General features: G+C 37.5%; 19 protein-coding genes and 2 pseudogenes. 10 read left to right on the top strand and 11 right to left on the bottom strand.

Features of this window, described 5'->3' with window-relative positions:
* Positions 1-82 precede the first annotated feature (82 nt).
* Positions 83-1,150, top strand: a complete 1,068-nt coding sequence (wecA, locus tag I6E78_RS16960; protein WP_197182961.1) for a UDP-N-acetylglucosamine--undecaprenyl-phosphate N-acetylglucosaminephosphotransferase — start codon at positions 83-85, stop codon at positions 1,148-1,150.
* Positions 1,151-1,200: 50 nt separating this feature from the next.
* Positions 1,201-1,599: pseudogene (locus tag I6E78_RS16955) on the top strand (sugar phosphate nucleotidyltransferase); the annotation flags it as partial.
* A gap of 162 nt (positions 1,600-1,761) precedes the next feature.
* On the opposite strand, the gene I6E78_RS16950 reads toward I6E78_RS16955, so the two are convergent.
* The 8 genes from I6E78_RS16950 to I6E78_RS16915 form a co-directional block, all read right to left on the bottom strand.
* Positions 1,762-3,438, bottom strand: coding sequence for a hypothetical protein (locus I6E78_RS16950; protein WP_197182960.1), 1,677 nt, complete (start codon positions 3,436-3,438; stop codon positions 1,762-1,764).
* Positions 3,439-3,568: 130 nt separating this feature from the next.
* Positions 3,569-4,723: a site-specific integrase gene (locus I6E78_RS16945; RefSeq protein WP_197182959.1), complete on the bottom strand. Its 1,155-nt coding sequence runs from the start codon at positions 4,721-4,723 to the stop codon at positions 3,569-3,571.
* A gap of 358 nt (positions 4,724-5,081) precedes the next feature.
* Entirely contained in the window at positions 5,082-6,323 is a 1,242-nt protein-coding gene (locus I6E78_RS16940; protein WP_197182958.1) for a hypothetical protein, read from the bottom strand.
* Positions 6,324-6,332: 9 nt separating this feature from the next.
* Entirely contained in the window at positions 6,333-9,218 is a 2,886-nt protein-coding gene (locus tag I6E78_RS16935) for a site-specific integrase (RefSeq protein WP_197182957.1), read from the bottom strand.
* Positions 9,211-10,815, bottom strand: coding sequence for a site-specific integrase (locus I6E78_RS16930; RefSeq protein WP_197108478.1), 1,605 nt, complete (start codon positions 10,813-10,815; stop codon positions 9,211-9,213). The genes I6E78_RS16935 and I6E78_RS16930 overlap by 8 nt, the downstream gene beginning before the upstream one ends.
* Positions 10,816-10,975: 160 nt before the next feature.
* Positions 10,976-11,449 (bottom strand): hypothetical protein, encoded by a 474-nt coding sequence (locus I6E78_RS16925; RefSeq protein WP_197182956.1) that lies wholly within the window; start codon positions 11,447-11,449, stop codon positions 10,976-10,978.
* 56 nt (positions 11,450-11,505) lie between these two features.
* Positions 11,506-11,718, bottom strand: a complete 213-nt coding sequence (locus I6E78_RS16920) for a hypothetical protein (protein ID WP_197182955.1) — start codon at positions 11,716-11,718, stop codon at positions 11,506-11,508.
* A gap of 890 nt (positions 11,719-12,608) precedes the next feature.
* The gene (locus I6E78_RS16915; protein WP_197108480.1) at positions 12,609-13,001 is read right to left on the bottom strand and encodes a hypothetical protein; all 393 of its coding nucleotides are present in this window, start codon (positions 12,999-13,001) and stop codon (positions 12,609-12,611) included.
* 437 nt (positions 13,002-13,438) lie between these two features.
* On the opposite strand from I6E78_RS16915, the gene I6E78_RS16910 reads away from it, so the two are divergent.
* On the top strand, positions 13,439-13,885 hold the full coding sequence (locus tag I6E78_RS16910) for an antitoxin Xre/MbcA/ParS toxin-binding domain-containing protein (RefSeq protein WP_197182954.1): 447 nt from the start codon (positions 13,439-13,441) through the stop codon (positions 13,883-13,885).
* A gap of 345 nt (positions 13,886-14,230) precedes the next feature.
* Here I6E78_RS16910 and I6E78_RS16905 read toward each other — a convergent pair whose 3' ends face one another.
* Positions 14,231-15,172, bottom strand: a complete 942-nt coding sequence (locus tag I6E78_RS16905; RefSeq protein ID WP_231618031.1) for a LysR family transcriptional regulator — start codon at positions 15,170-15,172, stop codon at positions 14,231-14,233.
* 121 nt (positions 15,173-15,293) lie between these two features.
* Between I6E78_RS16905 and I6E78_RS16900 the strand changes: the two genes are divergently transcribed.
* From I6E78_RS16900 to I6E78_RS16880, 5 genes and pseudogenes are all read left to right on the top strand, one after another.
* Positions 15,294-17,993, top strand: a complete 2,700-nt coding sequence (locus I6E78_RS16900; protein ID WP_231618030.1) for a TonB-dependent receptor domain-containing protein — start codon at positions 15,294-15,296, stop codon at positions 17,991-17,993.
* A 59-nt stretch (positions 17,994-18,052) separates the two neighbouring features.
* Entirely contained in the window at positions 18,053-18,901 is an 849-nt protein-coding gene (locus I6E78_RS16895; RefSeq protein ID WP_197182952.1) for an N-formylglutamate amidohydrolase, read from the top strand.
* Positions 18,902-18,903: 2 nt separating this feature from the next.
* Entirely contained in the window at positions 18,904-20,295 is a 1,392-nt protein-coding gene (locus tag I6E78_RS16890; RefSeq protein ID WP_197182951.1) for a YfcC family protein, read from the top strand.
* A gap of 351 nt (positions 20,296-20,646) precedes the next feature.
* Positions 20,647-20,886 carry a type II toxin-antitoxin system ParD family antitoxin gene (locus I6E78_RS16885; RefSeq protein WP_008113998.1) on the top strand — a complete coding sequence of 80 codons (240 nt, stop codon included), beginning with the start codon at positions 20,647-20,649 and terminating at the stop codon, positions 20,884-20,886.
* A 79-nt stretch (positions 20,887-20,965) separates the two neighbouring features.
* Positions 20,966-21,178 (top strand): annotated as a pseudogene (locus tag I6E78_RS16880) (type II toxin-antitoxin system RelE/ParE family toxin); the annotation flags it as partial.
* Between the two features lie 26 nt (positions 21,179-21,204).
* On the opposite strand, the gene I6E78_RS16875 reads toward I6E78_RS16880, so the two are convergent.
* A complete protein-coding gene (locus I6E78_RS16875) occupies positions 21,205-21,399 on the bottom strand; it encodes a hypothetical protein (RefSeq protein ID WP_427569807.1) in 195 nt (64 codons plus the stop codon).
* A gap of 87 nt (positions 21,400-21,486) precedes the next feature.
* Positions 21,487-21,693 (bottom strand): hypothetical protein, encoded by a 207-nt coding sequence (locus tag I6E78_RS16870; protein WP_024606882.1) that lies wholly within the window; start codon positions 21,691-21,693, stop codon positions 21,487-21,489.
* A gap of 446 nt (positions 21,694-22,139) precedes the next feature.
* Here I6E78_RS16870 and I6E78_RS16865 point away from each other — a divergent pair, with 446 nt between their 5' ends.
* Together I6E78_RS16865 and I6E78_RS16860 are read left to right on the top strand one after the other, a co-directional pair.
* Positions 22,140-22,382: a type II toxin-antitoxin system RelB/DinJ family antitoxin gene (locus tag I6E78_RS16865; protein WP_008114006.1), complete on the top strand. Its 243-nt coding sequence runs from the start codon at positions 22,140-22,142 to the stop codon at positions 22,380-22,382.
* Between the two features lie 879 nt (positions 22,383-23,261).
* Positions 23,262-23,391: helix-turn-helix domain-containing protein (locus tag I6E78_RS16860; RefSeq protein ID WP_193039197.1), on the top strand; the 130-nt coding region annotated here is incomplete at its 3' end.

Below are 23,391 nucleotides of genomic sequence, written 5' to 3'. Positions count from 1 at the left end.
ATTATCAGTTCAAAAATTAATTTTCGTTTTCACTTTTAGCTAAAGTAATAGTTAATTGGTTGTATACAAAATAGGACTTTTCATGATCATTGATTTGTTGCTCACTTTTTTTATTGCTTTTGCTATTTTATTTTTAATGCGGAAAGTTGCGCGTAGAGTAGGTTTAGTAGATAAGCCATCTGGGCGAAAGTTACATTCTGGAAATATTCCGCTTGTGGGCGGAATTGCAATATGTATTACCATAGTAAATTATATCTATTCGCATCCAGGTATGATTAATCATGCCAATTTATATATGTTGTGTATATGTGGTTTAACAGCAGTGGGAGCACTAGACGATCGCTTTGATTTAAGTGTTAAAATACGTATGTTAGTACAAGTATTGATATCTGTAGCTATGATTTATTTTGCTAACGCAGAGTTGCATAGCTTAGGAAACCTATTAGGCTTTGGTATTATTGAGTTAGGCATACTTGGTGGCTTAGTCACTGTGTTTGCTGTAATAGGCTGTATTAATGCCTTTAATATGGTTGATGGTATTGATGGTCTATTAGGCGGCTTATCAATAGTAACCTTTGGCAGTGTGGGTATATTGTTGTTGCTTGCTGGCGAGCAAAGCCTTAGCTACTTATGTTTGTTATTAGTTGTTTGCATGATCCCTTATATTTTAATGAACTTAGGTTTAGTAGGGCATAAACGAAAAGTATTTATGGGTGATGCCGGCAGTATGATGATAGGTTTTACTGTTATTTGGTTACTAATTGGTGCAAGCCAAACAGAAGGTAACCCGATGATTCGCCCTGTAACTGCATTATGGCTCATAGCAGTGCCACTTATGGATATGGTTTCAATAATGATACGTAGGGTTAAACAAGGGAAATCTCCTTTTAAACCCGACCGTGATCATTTACATCATATTTGTCAGCGTTTAGGTTTATCGTCATTACAAACGTTAGGTTTAATTTGCTTTATTGCCTCAGTGTTTGCCGGTATTGGTATTTTGGGCGAAATACTTTTACTTCCAGAATACATTATGTTTTATGGCTTTATAGTCGCCTTTATTAGTTACTTAGCAATACTTGTAAATCACTGTAAAGTTATTAACTTTTGTAGATGTAAACTAGGTTTACCAGAGAAAAATTATTCATAAAAGCTAATATATATGTTTATTCTTAAATAAGATAAAACACCTAGTTTAATGAACCTGTAGCACAGGAAGATGTAAGTAAATACGGTATTGCTGATATTAACGGTGTAGAACTAACCCCAGGTGAAAGCGCCGCTATTAATGCCATGGTTGAAAAGCCAGCTGTTGATGTTGCTCCTTCAAACCTCGCGGTTGTTGGCCGTTATGTATTAAGTAAAAATATTTGGCCGTTACTAGCCAAAACACACGTTGGCGCGGGTGGCGAAATTCAACTTACAGATGCGATTGATGCGCTAATAGCACAGGAAACAGTAGAAGCGTTTCATATGAGCGGCCGTTCGCATGACTGTGGTGATAAGCTCGGTTACTTAAAAGCCATTGTAGAATACAGTATGCGCCATGAAAGTTTAGGTGATGAGTTTACTGAGCATTTAAAATCGCTTGTAAATTAATATTGGCTGTAAACAAAATAATTGCAGCCACTCTTTATAGTTCAAAAAACAGCCGTTTAACTACTAAAAACTATAAGGCATAAATCATATCAGCCCGCTACTTAACGGGCTGATATGATATTCACTTACCTAAATTAAACCTCGCCAAATAGCCATTTAACATTAATCGTCGTTGCCACGAGGAACAGCAAAATCCTCACACTCACCGTTATCTAAATCAATAAAGGTAATAGGCTGCTCACTCTCCATAGTATTAATGTAATTTTTAATAAACGGAATAACAAACAGCTGCCTAAGCCTATCGTCACACATGAACTCTGTTGAATTAGTGCTCGTCACGTTATAGTCATCCGACATATCATTGCGTATTAATAGCGGATTGTTCTCAGGCTTTTTAAGCCAATTTTCTAATTGGCCTAATGCGCTACCTCCCCAATTACCGCTAAACGGGATAGGGGTTGAAATAAGCTCAATGTTAATCTCATTAGCAACAAGATTATGTGAGCGACAGTAGTTTAATTGTCGGTTCATGACCGACTGCACACATTCATCGACTGTATATGTTTGCTTATCGGCCCAATCAAAACGACTTATGCCAAATTTATAAATAACCTCCCTAGTACCTTCGGTTTGAATAATACCGCTCCATACATAAAAAATAATATGGGTATGCGAAAAAGGGCCATAAGCCGGCACGCTTTTTATTTTCTTATCAGCTGTTGGCAGTAGTAATGTAGGCTGGTCGACCCCCGGATAGTTTGAAAAATTCCTCACGTAGTCAGTTTCACCATTTGTGTATGTAATGTGAGCATGAATGCGCTGCTTACCTGTGCCTTCTTTTTCACCACGCTCTACCTGTACCGACCATATAGGGTATAGTTTAAACTTATTTGAAATTCGGTATAAGTCGTTAATAATTTTTGCATCACTGCTTATCATGTCACACACCTTTCCACCGTCTTGTCTTTTTCTAAGTGAAGACAATGTTGTGCGTGCTATAAAGTAATCGGCAATGACAATATCAATGATGTACTTATCTTTTTGTTTAAAATAGTTTTTAAAGTCAGGACGTTGATACTCAGGAACATAATCAGATGTGTATACCTTAATATCAGTAACATGCGCTGCATCACTAAATTTTTGTAGCTCTTTTTTCACGCTTGCTTTAAATGTTTTAATTTTTTGAGGTGTGTTCATGTCTTCAAGGTCATAAGACACCGCCTGTATATTTTTTGCATATTTGAGTAACTTAGTGGATGTCTCGGCTATGCGCTTTTCAATTTTATTTCTTGCCTCTGAAAATTCAGCGATTAAGGTATAGCGATAATCGTGTTTTGAGTGAACATAATTCACTTCAACAGTTAACGATAATAAGTTTTGATCTGCGACTCTTCTATTATCAAGTATGTTATCTAATTTATTCTGTAACGTTGTTTGAAGTTGCACTGCATGGTTTGTTTTTTGCGCTATTAAGGCACAAGGGCACAGCGTAATATTGCCCTCTTTAGTAATATACTGAGATAAATAGCTCAACATTCGCCGACGCGGCTTTGATGGCTTTTTGGTATACCCTAAAAATTGTGTAATGTGTTTTTGACACGCTCGCTTATGGCTAGAGGCAGAGTAAGGAATGGTGCACTCGTACTGTTTAAACAAACCAATAATAGGCTGAAACATCATCCTGTTACTAAATTCATCATACCATTGGCTTTTGTTGAACTGCTTTAATGGCATATCCATTAGCTTAGCAAACGCAGTTTGAGCTACGTTTAAATCTATCTCAAACTCTTTAGTTAATGGGTACGCCAACGTATTACTTGGGCATTGTTTGCAAATCATAAGTAACCTCTTTTGGGTTAGTAGTAAATTAAATGCGCATAAGCGCGGTATGAGTATTAAATGTTATAGGTGTGGGATGCGTTTGTTTGGCGTTAAGCAATCAAACGCATAGCCATTACCTGTGTGTGCTTTATGCAATCCCGCGTTCAATCATCATTTCATTAAACGCAAAGCCATCTTGCCTTGACGCATTGGCAACATAGGGTGCGTATACGTCAAACAATAAACGTGTGTCGCTGTGGCCCAACATGTGCGAAATGTACAGCGGGTTTTCATGCGCTGCGATATGCAGTACAGCAGCGGTATGGCGTGTTTCGTAGGGGCGGCGACGTGCAAGCCCCGCTTTATTAAGTGTGGGGTACCACAGTTGAGTGCTTACAAAGTGGGTATCAAGCGGTTTGCCTTTGTGAGTAAACACAAATTCACTGGTTGTTTGTTTTTGTAAGCGTTTAAATAGCGAAAAGAGTGTATTACACATTTTTAAGTCGCGGCGCGACTTAGGTGTTTTTACATCCCCCAATTCACCATTAACCCAATTGTGGCGAATACGAATAAGGCGGTGATTAAAGTCGATATCTTCCCAGCGCAGACCGTGTATTTCACAGCTACGCATACCGGTCCAAAAACGCACCGTAAAATAATCGCGCCACTGTGTAGGGGTGCATTCTAAAAAGCGTTGTACTTCATCTGCGGTTAGTGGCAGTGAATTAGCGCGTTCTTCTTTTAAGGTTTTATAGCGGCGTAATGGGTAAGTAAAGTCATGCTCTTCGGCGGCTAAACTTAAAATAGCCACAAACGGCCATAAAATACCGTTAATGCGTTTATTAGAGAGTTTACGGACCCTTTTGGTATCGCACACCATTAAGCTTTCGCGAAAATAGTCCACATTAGCCAGCTTGATCTCATTAACTAATATATTGCCAAACTCAGGAATAAGGTAACGGTCGAGCGTATTACGTACCACGCTTTGGTAACTGCTTTTCCATTTTGCTTTTTGGCGATCGAACCATTCATTCGAGTAATCGTTAAAAAATGGATAAAGGTGATCGGGATCTTTAGCGCGTTGCAAAGCTTCAAACTTAGCCACTTTTTTACTTTCAGGAAAATAATCACGGTACTGAAATGTATCTAAATCAATTTCAGCATTGATTTTTTTAAGCGTAGCATTGGCTTTTTTAATATTAACAGGGGTTGCCATGAGCTTAGTGCCTTCACGAAAGCGCTGCCCATAAATGTGTAAATCAAATTGAATACGCCCATTGGGGCGAATGCGAATGTGAGCCATAAAGGCCTCCATCAGTTAATGGATCTATAAATAGATCTATCCCTCACCGATGGAATTCGTTAGAATTGGATCATCGGCTGGGTCAGGTTAAACTCAGCGCAGCCGGTACGGGGTAGGGAGGTTGCCGCCTCTTTACCCCAACTGCTTATTTATTTCTTCAATCGTGCTAATACCACTATGCTGTTACGCTTAAGGTATTAGAACCACAATTGTTCAAAATTTCACTAATCAATATAGCAAATGCTGTATGCTTGTCCAGTGTTTTGTTATTGATTTGTCGATTTTGAAATTTTTGCAAACAATGTGAGTGAGTAACGCTAATGCGCCCAACATAAACACATTAGCGTTAGTAGATAATTTAAACATCATCAAACCCCACACCAGGAAGTTGTGGATCACTAAAGTCTTCCCCACGTTTCCCAAGTTTTTTCTCCAATGCTTTTTTAGCTTCTATTACCTTGTTCATTTTTTCAGGTGCAAGTTCAATATCATCAATACATTGATATGGATTGACAGAGTCTGTATCGCTATAAAAACCGAGACTACGTTTTCCATCTTCATCTAGTAACATTTGCAACTTGATTTGCTTAGCTGATGTGATATCACTAATTTTCACTTTTGAAAGTGCACTTAAGTTAATGCGGTAAATCGTAGGCGGTGTTTCATTGATTTCCTGTGTGGATAAAAAACAATTACCGCCAGTTTCTTCCGTTAATCCAGCGAGCATCACGCAATTACTTTCTATGTACAATAGTGCTTCGTTTGCTTTTTTTACTATGCCCATATTACGATAGATTTTAATTTCATCTTTTAAGGTATAGATACTGATAACAAGCTTTTGCTCAACGATGTAGTTTATTTCTTTTTTATTAGCATAATCTCGCAAAGAAAGTAACGAGTTGGATATTACGTTATAACCATCACTAAATATCGCCCGTTCATCATCAGTATATATAGTCACTGTTTTAGATTTAGTTGATTCACAGAGATTTTTTAAGTTTTCAACGCCATCCTTATTCAATAATAAGTCAAATTTTGGTGTAAACCCTTTAGGAACATCAAATGGGATAATTCTGTTGTCACGTTCGATGCGAATTTTCGATTCTGCTTTATTCGTTTCAAATGAATCGTAAGGCGTATATGAATTTGCGATATTGGCCATTTCTATTGCTGAGGTTGTCAGCATTGTGTGCTTCTTTGCTTGTTCAACAAACATTAAAAAATCAAGGTGTTCTGCCACTATCTCTTTAGCTAGAATATATATACGTGACTCGCCTTTTGTTAGGGTGTCAACGTGTGGGTAGGGGTTTTTGGAAGTGTACTCGATATCGACTTCAATATTGGTCTGTTGTAAATGGAGGCTCAAACACTGCTTAAAGCTACTTGCTGATAGACTCCACTGTCCATCTTTTAATAACCAATCTTTTTCAACATCTAGACTGATTATTTGCATGCTATCACCTGTCCCCATAATTATTTTGCATGTTTTATCATTGATAATAAATGAAATCCGAGCTTCAGCATCTAATTTTATTACGCTCTTTAAAAAATCACTTATCGAAGTTTGCTCTTTTGGTTTAAGAACTATTTTTGCCATCATTAGTTACCCTTATTTTAAGGTTATATTTAAAAAGTATTGTTCCAACGTTTGCGCTAGCAATGTCGAAGGAATGAGTGTTTTCAGTGTGATAATTAATTGAGTGTTCCCACCTGGCGTTTTATGCCAGTTTAAATTATCGTCTTTACGTAAAAACTGGTTCTTAACCATATTTAATTTATTACTGTTAAGACTTTTTCTATTTTGGATTAGTAAAAAAGTAGCCGTGTAATGCTTTAATGGCCCTTTGTGGCAAAGGGCTTTAAAAGCTTGCAATGTCTTTTGGTTGCATTTACACGAAAATTGAATATCAAGGGTTTCGATATTTGATCTATCCTTTGGTGTGTGAAGAATTACTTTAGGTTTACCCAATGCTTTAAGCGCTTTTAGCTCTTTAGAGGCAAAGTTAAAATATTGTCCTTTTGCTAATTGACGCCACTGAATATTGGCTGTTTTAAAGTCTAAGGTTTTATTATTTAGTGCTTCAAATACTTTTTTACAAAAGTAATTAAACGTATTCGTATTTTTATCGATAAAATCTTCAGGTAACGAGCTCTTCCATATAGTTTTAAAATCACATTTATTAAATGTAGAAGGCTGTTTATTGGTCGTAGTAACTTTACCTCCCATGAGGGGATTTAATTTCAGTTTTTTTATAATTTGGCTCTCTGGTAGCTCAGGCTGAAACTTCTTTTTATCCTCACTACTAAGTAATGAGTACTCTTGGCTAAGTGAGTTTAAAATACGCGAAATATCATTTGAATCTACAGGGATATCAAATATATAGCGAAGCTCTGCTCGTGAGTATTGACGATAAGCAGGTTTGAGTAATGTAATTGTTTTTTCCATACCATGAAGGTAATGACGACGAGTCGTTGCGTAGCTAGAGTGTCCCAGCTCCTTTGCTATAGTGTCTAATAATAACCCGGTATTCATTTCGTCAAATGGTCGGCCTTCTAACCAAAAGTCAAAACGTGCTAAACAGCTTTCTTTAGATAGCATTGCCTCTGTTGCTTCATCTTGAAGGATATTTGATAAGTGACAGCCTTGACGTTGATAAGCGAGATGTAATCCCTGTAAGTAAAGTAATTCAGCACCACCATGACGCAAATGATGGAAACGTACTTTAGGACCGAATAGTGCTTTTAGTGCTTGAGTTACAGGGTAGATATAATAGGTTGAACGCAAGCCTATAGATTCGTGTTCAAAAGCGAGTAAAGGCTTCGTGTCATCGCAGCCTGTTTTGATTTCTAATAATATTCCTATAAGTTTGGCTGCCGGCTCTGGCATAAATACAGTAATTATTCTCGGCTTTTTACTTTTAGTCGTCCCCTCTGGCGTATTTCTTATAGCGATACTAAAAAGCTGCTTTTTTTGTGGGTTTATAATAGTAATGTCACCTAAGCAAAGCCTTAAAACTTCGCCTCTTCGCATAGCTCCGTAATACCCTAAGATGACTGCTATGCTGGCAAATAGTCGTTGCATAGCATGCCCATTTTTTGAAGAAAGTAATAGCTCTACGGTGCTGTTTATCTGAGACACATTTAAGCAAAATGGATCAACAAGAGAAGGCAGCTCAGGGCGCTCGAACTGTTCTAGATCTAACTCATCAGTGAGCTCTTGATGTGCAGCACTGCGAAGGAAATTATATAAATGCCACGGTGTTGTTTTTTCATCTAAACGTTCGAACTCTTTATGTGCCCAACAATGTAACGCTTCTGGGTTCGTGGCATCGTCAAAGCTTAATGGGTTTAAGCTTTTATAAAAGTTTGTATAGCGGTCAATACTTTGAGAAAGGAGTGTCTTTTTGTGAACTCCACCTTCATTAAATAGCTCATCAGTAAAATGAAAAAACAGTTTAGGTATTACATTGTCGTCATCCCAAGTTGGCGCAGTAGGCCTCATAACATTTTTTTGGGATGATAATTTATAGTATTTAATAAGTTTTTTATGAGGCCATGCATCGGCGAGTGCTTTTTTTTCTGCCCCTGCAACCGCTTTATTCATCGGGGGAATGAATAATACATTTTCTTTTGCCGTATCAATTGTATGAGATTTTGTGGATTCAAGTGGCGATACATGACGCATAGGATCACTTAAGTTACGTAATAATCTTGGTGGCACAGCATAGTGGTGGTGCCAGAATGATTGAAAAGTACGCAACCATTCTGCGGGGCTCATTGCAGCGAAGTAATATGGCTCAGTATCTACCCAACGATTAATAGCATCCAATAATGATTTTGTTGTTAACGCCTCCTCAGGGAGATAGTTATAAAAGTTTTGCAAAACCCTTAAAGGGAAAGCTGGCAGTGGGTAACGTGTGAAGCTCGTGTTGCTTTCATCTGCATATGAAGCAATAGGTTTAGGGTGTGACACTTTGAGTGTAAATTGCCCTTCGAAAAACTCAATACAGGTAGGTGTTGATAATATTCTTTGCCAGTACGATAAATGCAGCGGTGCCACTTCAAAGTTCAACACAAGCAATACCCAACCTAAGTCATGCCATCGCTTAACTATAAAAGATTCACGTTGTGACTCATATCGGGAAAAACATTGACTAGCTCGTAGATTTTTTTTATGTATGTTAAGTAGCCATATCATTGAGTCATCTGTAAAAGCTTGCTCTTTTACCTCTGGTAAATGCCAATTACATATTTCTTTCAAATAAAATAAAACGTGATCAAGTGCGTTTAAAAGCACTCGTTGTTTACCTGTGGGTATACTTTTAATTCGTTTATTAATTTCGTTGAGCTGCTCTTTCGATAGTGCTCGTTCATTAATATTCAAAGAGTTAATTAGATCACATACCCACTGAAGGTTACTAGTTTCCTCGCAATCCATACCTAGCTCTACACGGTAGGTAATAATAGTCTGAGCCGTTAGTGCTTTTTTAGCCATGATTTACTCCTTTTACCTCAGCTAAATTTAAAAACTCAGGGATTTTATTTAAAAAAGAGCAAAACTTATTTAGTGCGATAGGAAATAGCTCATCGCTTCCTAGTTGTTCTCCATAATTTGCATGCCCCATAAGTCGACTTATGTCTTGAGACGTGAGCGTAGAGGATAATGATGTTAATGCATGCTGGGCAAAAAAGTGTCGTAGATGATAAGGTACTATTTTTACTTCCCCTGGATTAGCTTTTGACCACCACTTAGCCATAAACGGTCGCAAAATTTTTGCTGATAATGGCTTTACCTCTAAATTTTCATCAATCAAAAACCACATTAATGGAGAGTCAAAAGTAGTTGATGAATGACGTTGCAAGTTTTGCAGTAAAAACTCGTAGCGTAATAATGCAAGACGAAAATATTCACATAACCAAATAGTACGATAACGACCTTTATCAAAAATGATGACAGAGTGCTTATCGAAGCAATATTCTTTTTTAAATGTAATTTCGTGTGTTGGACGTGTACTTGTTAATACGATATATAATAATGCAAGTTCATATACTCTAAAGTTATACAGTTCCTGTAAGCTTTCTAGCGTATGTTTACTTTGCTCAAGCTTTTGGCCTTGTAAGTGAAGTTCATGAAAAAAGCGACGTACTGAATCAACATTTACATACCGTATTGAACCTATAAAAATAGGCGGGGTGTTTATATAGTCTCGTTTTACTGTCGATATATCATAGTATAAAGAAGGTATTTTCCCTGCTGTACTACATAGGTAGTCTTGTTGTTTGGTCGTATAGCGAATGATTTGAGAGTCGTTATGCAAAATAGGCTTTGCAGCGCTAAACAGCTTTAATAGCTCAGGCTCATAGATAGCTTGCGATAGTCGATCTAAGTAATATGTTTGGGCAATAAAAATATCAGATCTTATTTGGTCACTGCTGCGTCTTTGATAATGAAAAGCACTAGAATGATGTAAGTTATCAACTCCAAGTAAAACTGCTTTTGCTGGTGTCGTTAGACTAGGATCGCATTGAACCATTTTTTTGAAGTAATTAAACAAAACATCCTTACGAACTAGGTATTTTCCTTTTAATACAGAAGGAGTTCGCCATTTGTCATTAATAAAACATAAGAATACCTCTTTCTCAGCTTGGCTCATCACCCAGCAATTATTAGCTTGCTTCGTTTTTGTTATTGCATCAGAGAACCAGTGATTTAAACCATTTGGAATAGGTTGCCATTGCCAGTTAATACCGCCTTTAGTTGGGTAAGCAATAGCATATTCTACCCATGAAGGGTTATTTCTACGGACACTCCTTAAACTGTGTTGTTGACAAGGATTATTACCACTAACAATGGTGATATCTGGAATATCTTTGATTGTTCTACATGACGTGAGAGCATCAGACAGCCATAGGTATAAGAAGTTAAAAAGTGCGCGATCATATGCTGTTACTTTTGTACTTGGTGATGGTTTATATAGTTTTTTTAATCTTATTACAGCTGTCAATAACTTAAGAGCATAATGCCTAGCATTGGGGAATGGGGCTCCACTGTTTTTATATCTTTCTTTTGATTTTATGGCTTCATTACTCATCGTTTATACACTTCTCGTCTGGTTGTTCGTTATTGAAATTGGTTAACTTTAAAGCTAAATAGTAGGCCTACCTCAGCACACTAGTGACGCTTAAAAACATGAATAAATCCCATGGTATTTATTCAAAAAATTATGCAAATGAATTCAGTTTTTATCAGGTTCATTTACCTCCTCTAATACTTGACGGAGATACTTGAGCTAAATGACTAAGCTGTTTTTTACTGGGTACAGCTAAATTAAGTGACTTAGCGTTGTTATGCCGGCTGTGTAATTGCTGCGGTAAAGATTTTAATTCAGGTGCAAGTAGCGCCGGCTTTATAAGTGCATGGGTAGAAATTATTGGCTCAGATTCATCATAAATAATCAGCGATACATTCAACTTGAAAGCTGCATCATGACTGAGGATAACGTTAATTAGAGGCATAGCGGCTAATGCAACATACAGCCCTTCTTTTTCACTCTTAAGTACAGGTATAGGGCTAGAATCAAGCAAACATTGAAGCTGTTCAATTGAAAGAAACTGGATGTCGGGTAGTTTTTTCTGCGTAAATTTCTCGTCTGATACCAAAGCAGTCAGCGTTGGGTGCTGTTGCAATTCAAGCGCGTTTAACGGTAGTTTTTTAATCTTTGGCACAACAATAGCTCCCTATATAATTTAATTTTATGATTATCGATATGTTCATTTTGTTATTAATTAATATTGCTCTGAGCTTTACTAAAAATAGAAAAAGTGCACTTTAAAGGATGTAAATCTAATAACGTTTGTATTACCTCAATGGGTAACTCACTAATGCACTGGTTTACTTTTAAATCCGCGATATCATCTTTAATCAGCTCTCCTAATAGTGGGTGAGTTTGTAATTTTGCCTTAGCAAGCGGAATAGCTTTTTGTTTGTGTTTCATTATTTTCCCGTAAATTTAATCTAAACTGGCAACCTGTTTTAGGTTGCTTCTTTGTTATGCTCAAATTTGAAACTACACTTATAAGCACTTTTCTGAATCAAAAAACTGCATTTTGGTCATTTAAATGGACATTTTTTTTCAAAAGGTGCTTTTTTTGTATTATTTAAAGTTAAATAAACCTTTTTTGTAATATAAAAAACAATGCTTAAATATTGTTTTTTGTTTTCTTACTGGTTTATTTGTATTACTCATTAATATATGGAAGAAGCTCTTAAAAAAAGGAGAAAGTGATTATTTCGACAAATAGTTCACAAGCATGCTCAAATAGCCCACCCCTTTTTTTACATTATTCAAAGTTAAAGAAACCTTTTCTGTACTTCATAAATTTACCTTTTCAATTTTTATTGATTAACGTGTTCACGCTTAAATCATGGTAAAGCTATTCTCTTTCCGCTGTGGCGATTAACTCCTGCTTTGTAGACCTACTTATTTGAAGTGCTGAATATAAACATCTAAAAACGTTCAAAATGAGCAAATAGCTAAAATGTGAATAAGAGGAATCGTAAAGGGATTTTTTGAATGGGTCTAAAATTAGAGCACCCCTTTTTGTACTCTCTAAATTTCGCATTTAAAAAAATCGCTTTTCTATTGAGTAATTTAATTACATTTCAATTGGTTAGTTTTTTATTGTTTTTTAATAAAAAACTGTTTTTTTTATTTTTTTAGAGTTAACGACACCGTTTCGCTTTTTTAAAAGCAGATTAGGTCTTTTTTATATGTAAACGCGGATCAATAAATCTATAAATGAGCCTTCTCAGTTATTAGTTAATGCAATAACCGAGAAGGCATTCACGGATCAATATGTCTACTATTTAAAAAACACGTCAGCTTTAGAAAACATCGCCATCATAGAAAGGCTGGCCATGGTAAATAGTGTTATCACCTGCGTAGATAGCATTTTGATCACTCATTGCTTTCACAGTATTAAAATTCAAATGGCAACTCTCTATTATTGGCCAACCCAGTTCATGGCTAACAATCATGAGCTGAACATCACTTTTCTCTTGAAGTTCAGTACGAATAACACCAAAAAAGTGCTTCATGTTAATACTGTCCGCGCAAGCCAATATGTGAACACTCTCAGATGCAAAAGCTGCTTTAAGGTATTCAATAAGTGGGGGATGGCTGCTAACAATGTTTATCATAAAATGCGACGCATCACTGTTAGTGAGGCAATGTTCTATGGCTGTTTTTACACCTACTTTTTCTAATTCAATATTCATTTTAAAACTCTCTATTTGCTTAATTGAATATTCAAAATATCAAAGACAGATATCCTTTCAGAAAAAGTACTAGTTAGTTAAGCTGCTGTTTTAAAAATTATTTTGTTTTTTAATGAGTGAAAAAAGTTTTTTAAGGGATAAGGTAACAAAGTAAAAAAGCCCTGCAGCAAAAGACCGGATCATATTGACTATTGCTTTATACGAAGCAGTCTGAGCTAGGTGCTTGGACACAGGGGAGGGCTCTCGCGGGCATAAAAAAAACGGTGGTTTTGTAGTTTAATAGGCTGGTTTAATGTTACAACTGAAGAGCAAGGTAGTTCTATTAATGATAATTTTTCTAAAGTACGTCTGAACCAGAGCCAAGCAGGCCGACATTGTAGCGTTACACAGCTGTCACTATAATCAATGATAGCTCTATAAATTGAGGTAAGTTACAGATGAGAACAACTAACCAAAATAGGGGGCAAAACCCAGACTTTATCGCTGTTGTTACATGTGGGAAGTTAACCATTCGCTCAAACCCGCTTGCGGAAATTGAAATAGCGCAAACCGGTCTCACAACAGCGGGTCTTCGTGCATTTGCTAACTTGATGGGCTGGAATATGAGTGATATTGCAAAAGCAACAGGGACAACCGAGCGGACGTTAATTCGCAATAAAGAAAAGCCATTAAATAAACAGATCAGTGAACATGCATTAGAGATAGCTAGACTATCTGGGGTCGGGGTGGCTTATTTTGGTGATGTTAAACGCTGGAGCCAGTGGCTAGATACGCCTCATATGCAGTTTGATAATCACCCTCCGCGCGCGATGATAGATACAATTCGCGGCCGTGAATTGATACACCGTGTCATTACCGGACTGCAATATGGGTTTACTGCGTAATGGGTGGAACTGGTGGTTAGTGACCTCAGGCTAACCGGTTATATCTACTACTTTTAGTTATATACAGCTAGAAGTAGTAAGCATGAGGGTGTAAGTATCTTTGTGTAGTTTATGTAGGCTAATGTCCGTATTCACACCTACACTAAGTAGAGCCGTTACATTGAACGCCCTTAGCGCTCAATAAGAGCAAATAAAGTTTGGAGCCAATCGGCTAAGATAATTGTAGTGAAGCCGGCCAAGTTAATTGACGCTAGATAGTGTGTTTAAAATGCTCACGTGCCTAAGAAGCCCTTATTTTATAAGCATATTGCCAAATGTTTAGTCGATCGACAACAGCATCTTTGCTTACTTTTTACTTAACCCACAGCTATCCATGAACTGACTAAAATGCACTTTACAGTGATCATAAAATGTCTGAGTCAGCCTATTCATGGGGGCTGATGTAGAAGTAATAAAACCATAAACAATTTCTATTTCAGGCTTAAAAGGGATAAGTTTTAAGTCATCATTTTGAAACTGTTGTGCTATCAGCTTGTTTACAATCGAAATCCCCACCCCATGTTTAGCCAATGTACAGGCAGTGGGTACAGTATGTGTTTCCACTCTTACTTTTAAGCGAACATTGCTTTGTAAAAATGCATGCTCAATTCTCCTACGCGAATGTCGTCCTTGTCCAAGTAATACTAAGCTTTCATCACGTAAATCTTCAGGCTGAAGTTCTCGAGCATTAGCAAAAGGATGGCTACTTGATACCGCGCACACTAGATTACTACTAATTATAGGTTCACAAAGTAAATTATCATGATTTTCAGGAAGCTGTATAAAACCACAATCGAATGCTTTATTTGCAACTAACTCACAAGCCCTAGCAGGACTGTGACTATCTAAGTTAATTTTTACATTTGGGTGATCTTTTAAAAATGATGCAACGGCTTCGGCCAAAGGTCCCGCAACAAAACTGCTAGGAGCAACAATATTGAGATGGCCTACATGCGATTGATGGATATTTTTTGCTAGTTGTTCCACTCGGTACACACTTGCTAACGACGTTTCTACTTGTTTATGTAAGGCAACTGCTTCATCAGTAGGAAATAAACGTGCTTTCTCTCGATAAAATAAAGAAAAACCAACTTTACTTTCAAGCTGTGCAATAAGTCGACTAATACCAGGTTGAGTTAAGCCTAATAATTTAGCAGCCCCTGTTGCAGAGCCTGTTTTTATTACTGCGTCAAACGCTTCCAAGCTGTTCAAAGTAATTTTTTGTTGGTTCTGTTGCATATCATTCATAACGAATTGTTATAGCCTAATGATTAAAAGGTATAATATTGCATACACTTTAGTAAATAGTAAAGTCTAGGTTAATAAAATGATAACCTAAACTTTTGGAGCTCAACCTATGGAACGTTTAATGTTTAAGCAATCCGTAATATCACTCGCCATTGCTACAGCATGCCTAACTGCGAGTCATACTGTATCTGCCGAAGACGTAACGGCAGAAAAAAGTGTCGAAAGAATCGCAGTAACTGGTTCGCGTATTAAACGCCAATCTGCGACAGCAAGTCCAATACAAAATATTGATTTAGAGGCATTAAATGCTAATGGTTCGCTCTCATTAGGTGATGCATTACAAGAACTTCCTTCAGTTGGCTCCAGCTTAAATGGTAATGGCTCAGCAGGCTCTAGTCACGGTTCATCTAGTTTGAATTTACGTAATTTGGGTGCTAACCGTTCCTTAGTGCTTGTTAACGGTCATCGCTGGGTGAATGGTGCCGGTTCACGAGGCTTTCGTGATTTCGTTGATATGAATACGATTCCTCAAGCAATTATTAAACGCGTAGAAGTACTTCAAGATGGTGCTACAGCTATTTATGGTGCAGACGCTATTGCCGGTGTAGTGAACCTGTATACCTATGATGACTATGAAGGCCTTGAAGTAAAAACTACCTATGGTGAAACAACTAAAAGCGACAGAGAAACGTTCAATATTGATATTTTATCTGGTGTCAATATTAACGATGCCAACTTAATGTTCGCTGCAAGCCATGTTGATCAAAAGCCTATTTATACACAAGATAGAAATATAACCGCGGTTCCATTAAATGGATTAACGTCGGCGACACCGCAAGGGCTTTTTTTCGAAGATAATTTAGCGACCGTAAACGGCCTTACTCCTTCATCAGGGGGGATCACTCGCAATCCAGGCAAGGACGGTAATAATATTGATAACTGGCGTAAAGTGAATAGCGATGATACCTATAATCGTTATTACAATAACTATGTAACAGGTCCTAGCGAGCGTTCTTCATTATATACACAATTGGTTATGCCAATAGGCTCAGTAAACTTTAAAGCTGAAGCGCTGTATAATTCACGTGAATCAGATCAACAGTTTTCACCCGCACTATCTCCGATCCGAGGAAGTCGCGGCTTTGTTATTGCTGATGACGCAAGGGTAAACCCTTTTGGGGTTGAGTTCTCTGGTAGCGACTTCAAACATAACGCTTTCTTTATGAATAATGGCTATCGAGTCAACGAGCAAAAAGTTGAAACAACACGATTTGCTATTGGATTAGACGGTGAACTGTCTAATGACTGGTCATGGGATAGCTTTGCATCATGGGCAAGTAATAAAGGCGAATTTACTTCTAATAACCAAATGAATTTAGATAAGCTAGCATTAGGCTTACGTGCATGTGATACGACAGGCATTGATGCCGATGTGACAGACTTAGTTTCAGGTTGTGTGCCAGTAAATATTTTTGCCCCACTGACCGACGACATGGTTAACTATATAAACTTTACTGGCCATGATAAAAATGAAGCTAGCCAACTAGACTTTACCGCAAATATTACCGGCTCTTTATATGAACTACCCGCAGGCTATATTGGTGCAGCTTTTGGTATTGAATACCGTAAAGAAAAGGGCGAAGACACACCCGACAGTATCATCAACTCAGATCCACGTATTAACACTTATAGAACAACCACATCTTCACCTCGTGAAGGGACTACCGGTGAATACGACTTAAAAGAAGCTTATGCAGAGTTTAGCATTCCTCTTCTTGATGATAAGCCTCTCGCTGAATATTTAGAGCTGAGTTTAGCGGTACGTTACTCAGATTACAGTACGTTTGGTTCGACTACCAATAGCAAAGTTGGCTTACTTTATACACCCTTTGAGCAACTTACTTTACGAGCAAACTGGGCTGAAGGCTTCAGAGCGCCTTCAATTTTAGAACTTTTTGAAGGTGAACGCTTAACTTATAAAGCAGTTAATGATCCTTGCTCTACTGATAATAATTTAGCAGGTTGCAGCGGTGTGCCAACCGATTATTCGCAGCCATTTAGCAACGTACAAGTAACAACAGGCGGTAACCGTCAGTTAGTACCTGAAACTTCAAAGAACAAAACCGTAGGCTTGATTTACGAATCTAACCTTATTGAAAACCTAAGCTTTACTTTAGATTGGTATGAGATCGAAATAAATAACACTATAAGTGAGTTTGGTGCGCAAAATAACCTTGATTTATGTGCTTATCAAAACAAAAATTGCGACACCATTACGCGAGATAGTAGCGGTGAAATCATAGATATTTTAGATGGCCCGGTTAATCTTAATGCGACACGTGTTTCAGGCATTGATTTTGTCTCATATTACACGTTGCAAACAGACTTTGGTGACTGGTCGTTCAATGCAAATGTATCAAAATTAAACACTTTAACTGAATACACGACCCTGTCTGATGGCTCAATAGAGCAGGAAGATTTAGTAGGCACTGCAGCATCACGTGAATCTTACCCTGAATGGCGCGGTACTTTCTCAAGTACGTGGAAATATAATGGATGGACAGCTAATTATAACCTTCGTCATATCGACTCTACGACTGAGCAATTTCTAGGAGAGCCTCGCGGTATAGGCTCTGTGACCTATCACAATATCTCTGGTGGTTATCAGTTTGCAAACAACCTTGGTGTTAAATTAGGGGTTAATAACCTTGGCGATAAGCAGCCACCTGCTTCGTTAACTAATTTAAATATTAACTTTGATCAAAATACCTATAATCCAGTTGGCCGTTATATGTATTTGCAACTCACTTACTCACTTTAATGAAAGTCGTTAAGCCTGCTTTTGGGCAGGCTATGTTTATATAACTAGGAGATAAATTTATGAAGTCGGCTTTCAGTTTGTTAACCCCAATTGAGTCAGAAGAAATACCCTTGGTGTTCGATTCACCACACAGCGGGATTCATTGCCCCGATGATTTTAATGCACAAGTACCCTTAGAGTTTATAAAGTCGGGGTGGGATGCCTTTATAGACGATATTTGGCAACCCATTACTGGAAAGGGAGGTTACTTATTGCATGCAAATTTCTCACGTATGTATATAGATCCAAATCGTGCACCAGATGATATTGATCCCGCATTATTAGATGAGTCATGGGATCGATGTAAACCGACTAAATACAGCGACCGTGGCATGGGCTTAATTCGTCGTTACGCCTTACCCGGAAAAGCCATGTATGATAGAAAGTTAACGCGAGAAGAAGTAACCCATCGTATTGATCATTACTATTCGCCATACCATACCCAACTGCAGACTTTATTAGATGATTTATACACTCGACACCAAGGTGTATGGCATGTTGATTGTCACTCTATGAAGTCAGTAGGGAATGGCATGAACATCGATGCAGGTATAGCACGTCCTGATATAATTTTGGGTGATAAAGATGGCCAATCAGCAGATCCTGAATTTGTAAATGTGATTGCCCAAGCATTCACTCATAAAGGCTATAAAGTGGTAAAAAATACACCCTATAAAGGCGGGTATTTGGTGAGTAATTACGGTAATGTTGCTGCAAATCGCCACTCTGTACAAATAGAAGTAAATCGTGCTTTATATATGAATGAGAAAAAATTCGAAAAAAATGAAAATTATGAGCAATTTAAGCGTGATACTTCCTTTGTGGCTCAACAATTAGCTGCTTATGTGTCTGCTCAAGTAGGTAAATAATAATGAGCGAAAAAAATTATAGTAATGAAAAGAAGGGCTTGAACCCTATTATCATACTGTTAGGTATCTTGTTTTTAGCTACGCTACTTACTTATATTGTTGACTCTGGAGTATATGAAAGAGACGGCAATATGGTAGTTGCCAACAGTTATAATATTATTGATAAAGATAAGTCGTTATCAAACCTATTCAATTATCAAGATGCGGATTTAGTAAAAGCCGAACCGGTGAGTATTATTGGTACATTTATGGCGATCCCTTCAGGCCTTGAACAAGGCTCAGGGTTAATATTTATGGTACTTATCATTGGTGGTATGTTTGGTATTCTTACAAAGGCGGGTACGATAGATGCAGGGCTTGAAAGGTTACTGAGCTTAGTACAGGGTAATATTTATGTGCTCGTTATTCTGCTCATGATCGTATTCTCCGCAGGCAGTACGTTTTTAGGTTTAGCATCTGAATATTTACTTATAATCCCACTCATGGTTGGCATGGCCAACCGATTAGGGTTACCTAATATTATAGGCTTCGCTATTGTATGTGTTGCAGTAAAGGCAGGGTATTTGTCATCGGTAACAAACCCATTACCTTTAACTATTGCTCAACCTCTACTCGGGCTACAGATTTTCAGTGGAGCAAGTGTACGGTTTTTCTTTTATCTAGCATTTTTAGCTGTCGGCATTGGCTTTGTACTTTTTATGATTAAGCGCCAAGGTTTTAAAAATGAGCAAGTACATTTTCATAGCGAAAAACTATCAACACGCCATGTCATCATATTGCTTACTCTTACTAGTGGTATTGCTTTATTAGTTTATGCATCAACACAATGGCATTGGAAACACCATGCACTAAGCGCCTATTATATCGCACTTAGTATGGTGCTTGCTGCTATTTCAGGTCTCAGTGCAAACCAAGCCGCGCAAGCGTTTGTTGACGGAATGAAAAAAGTGTTACTTGCTAGCATACTCATTGGCGTAGCAACTGCAGTTGCTGTGGTGCTAAAGCAAGGCATGGTTTTAGATTCAATTGTACATTTTTTAATGTCATTTATAGGTGAAGGTAATGCTTACTTCGCTGCGACAGGCATGTTTGTATCACAATTAATGTTAGATTTTCTAATTCCTTCAACGTCAGGGCAAGCAGCCGTAAGCATGCCTATCTTAGGGCCAATTGGTAATTTAGCAGGCGTATCTGAACAAACAACTATAGTCGCATTTTTGTTTGGTAATGGTATAACCAATATTCTTACCCCTACTTCAGGCACTTTATTAGCCTACCTAGCGACTGCACGGGTTGGATGGGGCGAATGGGCTAAATTTATTTTTCCACTTTGGCTAATCTATATCGTGCTTGCTATTGTATTATTGCAAGTGTCGGTGTTCATCAACTTTTAAAATAACACGCGCTAAACATTCAACTATTTTTGATAATGGTTGAATGTTTAGCTTAATGAACGTGTGATTTATAGGCTCGATTTTTAATTGCTAGGTGATTTTTAAAAGTTTAAAACTATTCAGCTCAGTTATGTTTACAGAGCAAGTCGAACTTCTCAAAGAACCGAGTTACGTTATTCAAAGTAAGGGGTTATTTGATTTAAATTTCAACCATACCGCCTTAATAAGAAGCTAAAAAATAGTTGCTTATACTTTAGCGACGTAGGGTTAGGAGGCATTTTTTGTCTTTCTTAATTGACTTGATATGTTTTTGATACCAGAATATATTAAATATTGGTATTGGAGGTTGGCATGGCGAAAAATACAAGTGTTACATTAGGTGAGCATTTTGACTCATTTATTAGTCAGCAATTAGAGACTGGTAGGTATGGATCTGCAAGTGAAGTTCTAAGAGCTGGATTAAGAGCCTTAGAAGATCAAGAATTGAAAATGAACAATCTAAGGAATATGTTGGTTGAGGGAGAAAACAGCGGAATAGCTGACTATTCATATGACACACTATTGAGTGACTTAGATAAAGAAAATCATTGATATGAAATTTCATATATCTAAAAAAGCTAAATCAGATTTAATAAAAATCGCTCGTTACACGTAACTTAACTGGGGCAGGCAGCAGAGAAATGACTATTTAAAATTACTTGATAGCGTTTTTCATCAAATTGCAGAAGAACCAGAGCTAGGTTATATTTGTGATTACATTAGAGAAGGCTATAGAAAGCGACCGCAAGGGAGTCATGTCATCTATTACAAAGAATTCGGCAAGAAAGAAGTTGTAATTATTCGAGTTCTTCATAAAAGCATGGATATACACCGGGCTCTCTGAAAACGTAACTGGCCAACAATACTGTCTCAGATAGACTCAAGTGGATCTATACGCGTTCGCCATTGGCGTTTATTAGACAATGGCTGCTCATCCAGTTTATCAATGCGCCTTGCTGAACGTTCAGAAATACCTGCTTTCGCAGCCGCGATAACTTGGCTATTACGCTTTCTATGTTTCATATAAATAGTGACCTGCTGATCAGTGATTCGTGTTCCCGGCACAGTGAACTCCTCCGTTCTGCTGTACCGAACCTTATCAGATAAACCGGCCAAGATAATTGTCGCTAGACCGGCCACCGTAATTGTCGCTTAATAACTTGGGCAACCGGCATCTAAAAGTAGCGTTGGCAGATTTTTGAGCCTTTTGGCTATTTCTTGAAGGTATGCAATCAATTCATTTGGATCACACATAGGTGAGAGTTGCTCGGCTACTTGCAAAAAGTTTACCTTGCCTCCACGTTCAAAACCGTCACCCCACTTAAACAATCGCGTTACCATTTCAGGATCTGCTTTCATTGGCGCAAAGTCATAAATAGGCGCAAACGAAATCTTATTCTCTTTTTTGTTGAAGTACCCCTTGATAAATCAAGGGGATTCTTGTCGTCAACGGTTTAAGCATTGTGATACTAGATCACTTTAGACTTCTAAAACCTCTTACAAGCATTTAATGTGTCGGTACTACCTACCGCCACAAATTATTTAAGCTATTAGCCTTAATCTCTCATTATGGATATTAATAGCGTAAGCGCACTGTTTAAATGCTCGCTTACAAACAATTGAAATATTAGACTCATGACCATCCCAGGAAGAATACTTCCGAAAATTACAATTTTTATGATTAAAAGGGAAGTAAACTTCTGTTTTGTGGGAATATCGTACGAGGTGTCAGAAATATATTTTAACTTGTACTCTGGTATAAATTTAATACAATCAGTAAATCAATATATAAATACAGGGTCGTTATGGGTACTATAAGTTTTCGTGTCGATGATGATGTGAAAAAGCGTTCTTACGCTGCACTAGAAAAATTAGGTATAACTCCGTCAGAGCTACTAAGGCAGACACTAGAATACGTTGCACAAAGAGAGGCGTTGCCGTTTAAATCCGCGCTACTGACAAGTGAGGATGAAGCGTTAATTACTGTAGCAAAAGCGCGTTTAGCTGCTCCCAAAGTAGGTGTCAAAACCTCGCTAGATACCCTATGAACATTACGCAAATTTAATGCTCGATATCTAATGAACCACCTTTAAATAATCATATGGTAAATATTAATGAATTACTAAGAGAAGAGTAGCTACTTTGATTTGGCTCTAATTTGCCAGTAGTGTTACTTTTCTTCTTACTAAGTATTTTTTAAAATTTAAAAGAGGGCAGTTACACCAGGCTCATTATAAACTTGAGGAAATCGACTTCACCCCATTTTGGCGTTTTATACACCATAATTATTAATTGCTGATAACTATATATTCCCCAAGCCGTCTAAGCCACTACCTAATTCAGCATAATTAACCTATCACTATGAACCTGATTAATAACACTAGCCATAATTTTAATATCGCAACAAATTCATATAGCTTTGGTATTTTTTAATATTGATAGTTCATGGATATTTTTAAAATATAGCCACAGGTAAATTGCTATACAAAGGGGCGCAAACATGAATAACATATCACGAAAATTAGCAGATTCGCTTGAGCAATTACAGCAGCTTCAGGCGTCAACCGCATTATCATGATAATACGATTGCTGAATTTTTTGCCACGATTAAAAAGCGAATAATTAAGTGTAAGAGATACCCACACGATAAGATGCGAAAGCTGGGAAGCCCAAACCAACCTCAAAAACTAAATATTCTGTCGACGCTTGCTGTAAAAAGTATACTGATATATCCTAATCAGGCTCCAAGATGTCAAATAAAAGTTAACTAAATGTTTTTATTTAGGGGTGTTTCATTATTGATAAAAGGGAATATTTATCATTTGAGCCGAAAAACTCCGTCCTAAAGGTCGGGGATGTAAGGTTTTAGCGCAACGCGCTAACAATAGAGCTTGAATCTTACGAAAACACTGTATATCTTGTAAGGCATGAAAGAGATAGCGGTTAAACAACGGTTCTACCCAACACCTGAGCAAGTAACCTTACTTGAACAGACGTTTGGCTGTACGCGTTTTGTTTACAACTCTATTCTTCGTTGGCGTACTGATGCTTACTACA

This window comes from Pseudoalteromonas sp. NZS127 (assembly GCF_015864805.1).
GTDB classification, from domain to species: Bacteria; Pseudomonadota; Gammaproteobacteria; order Enterobacterales; family Alteromonadaceae; genus Pseudoalteromonas; species Pseudoalteromonas nigrifaciens.
Note: the sequence above shows the minus strand (reverse complement) of the source record. Positions and strands in the feature narration are given on the sequence as shown.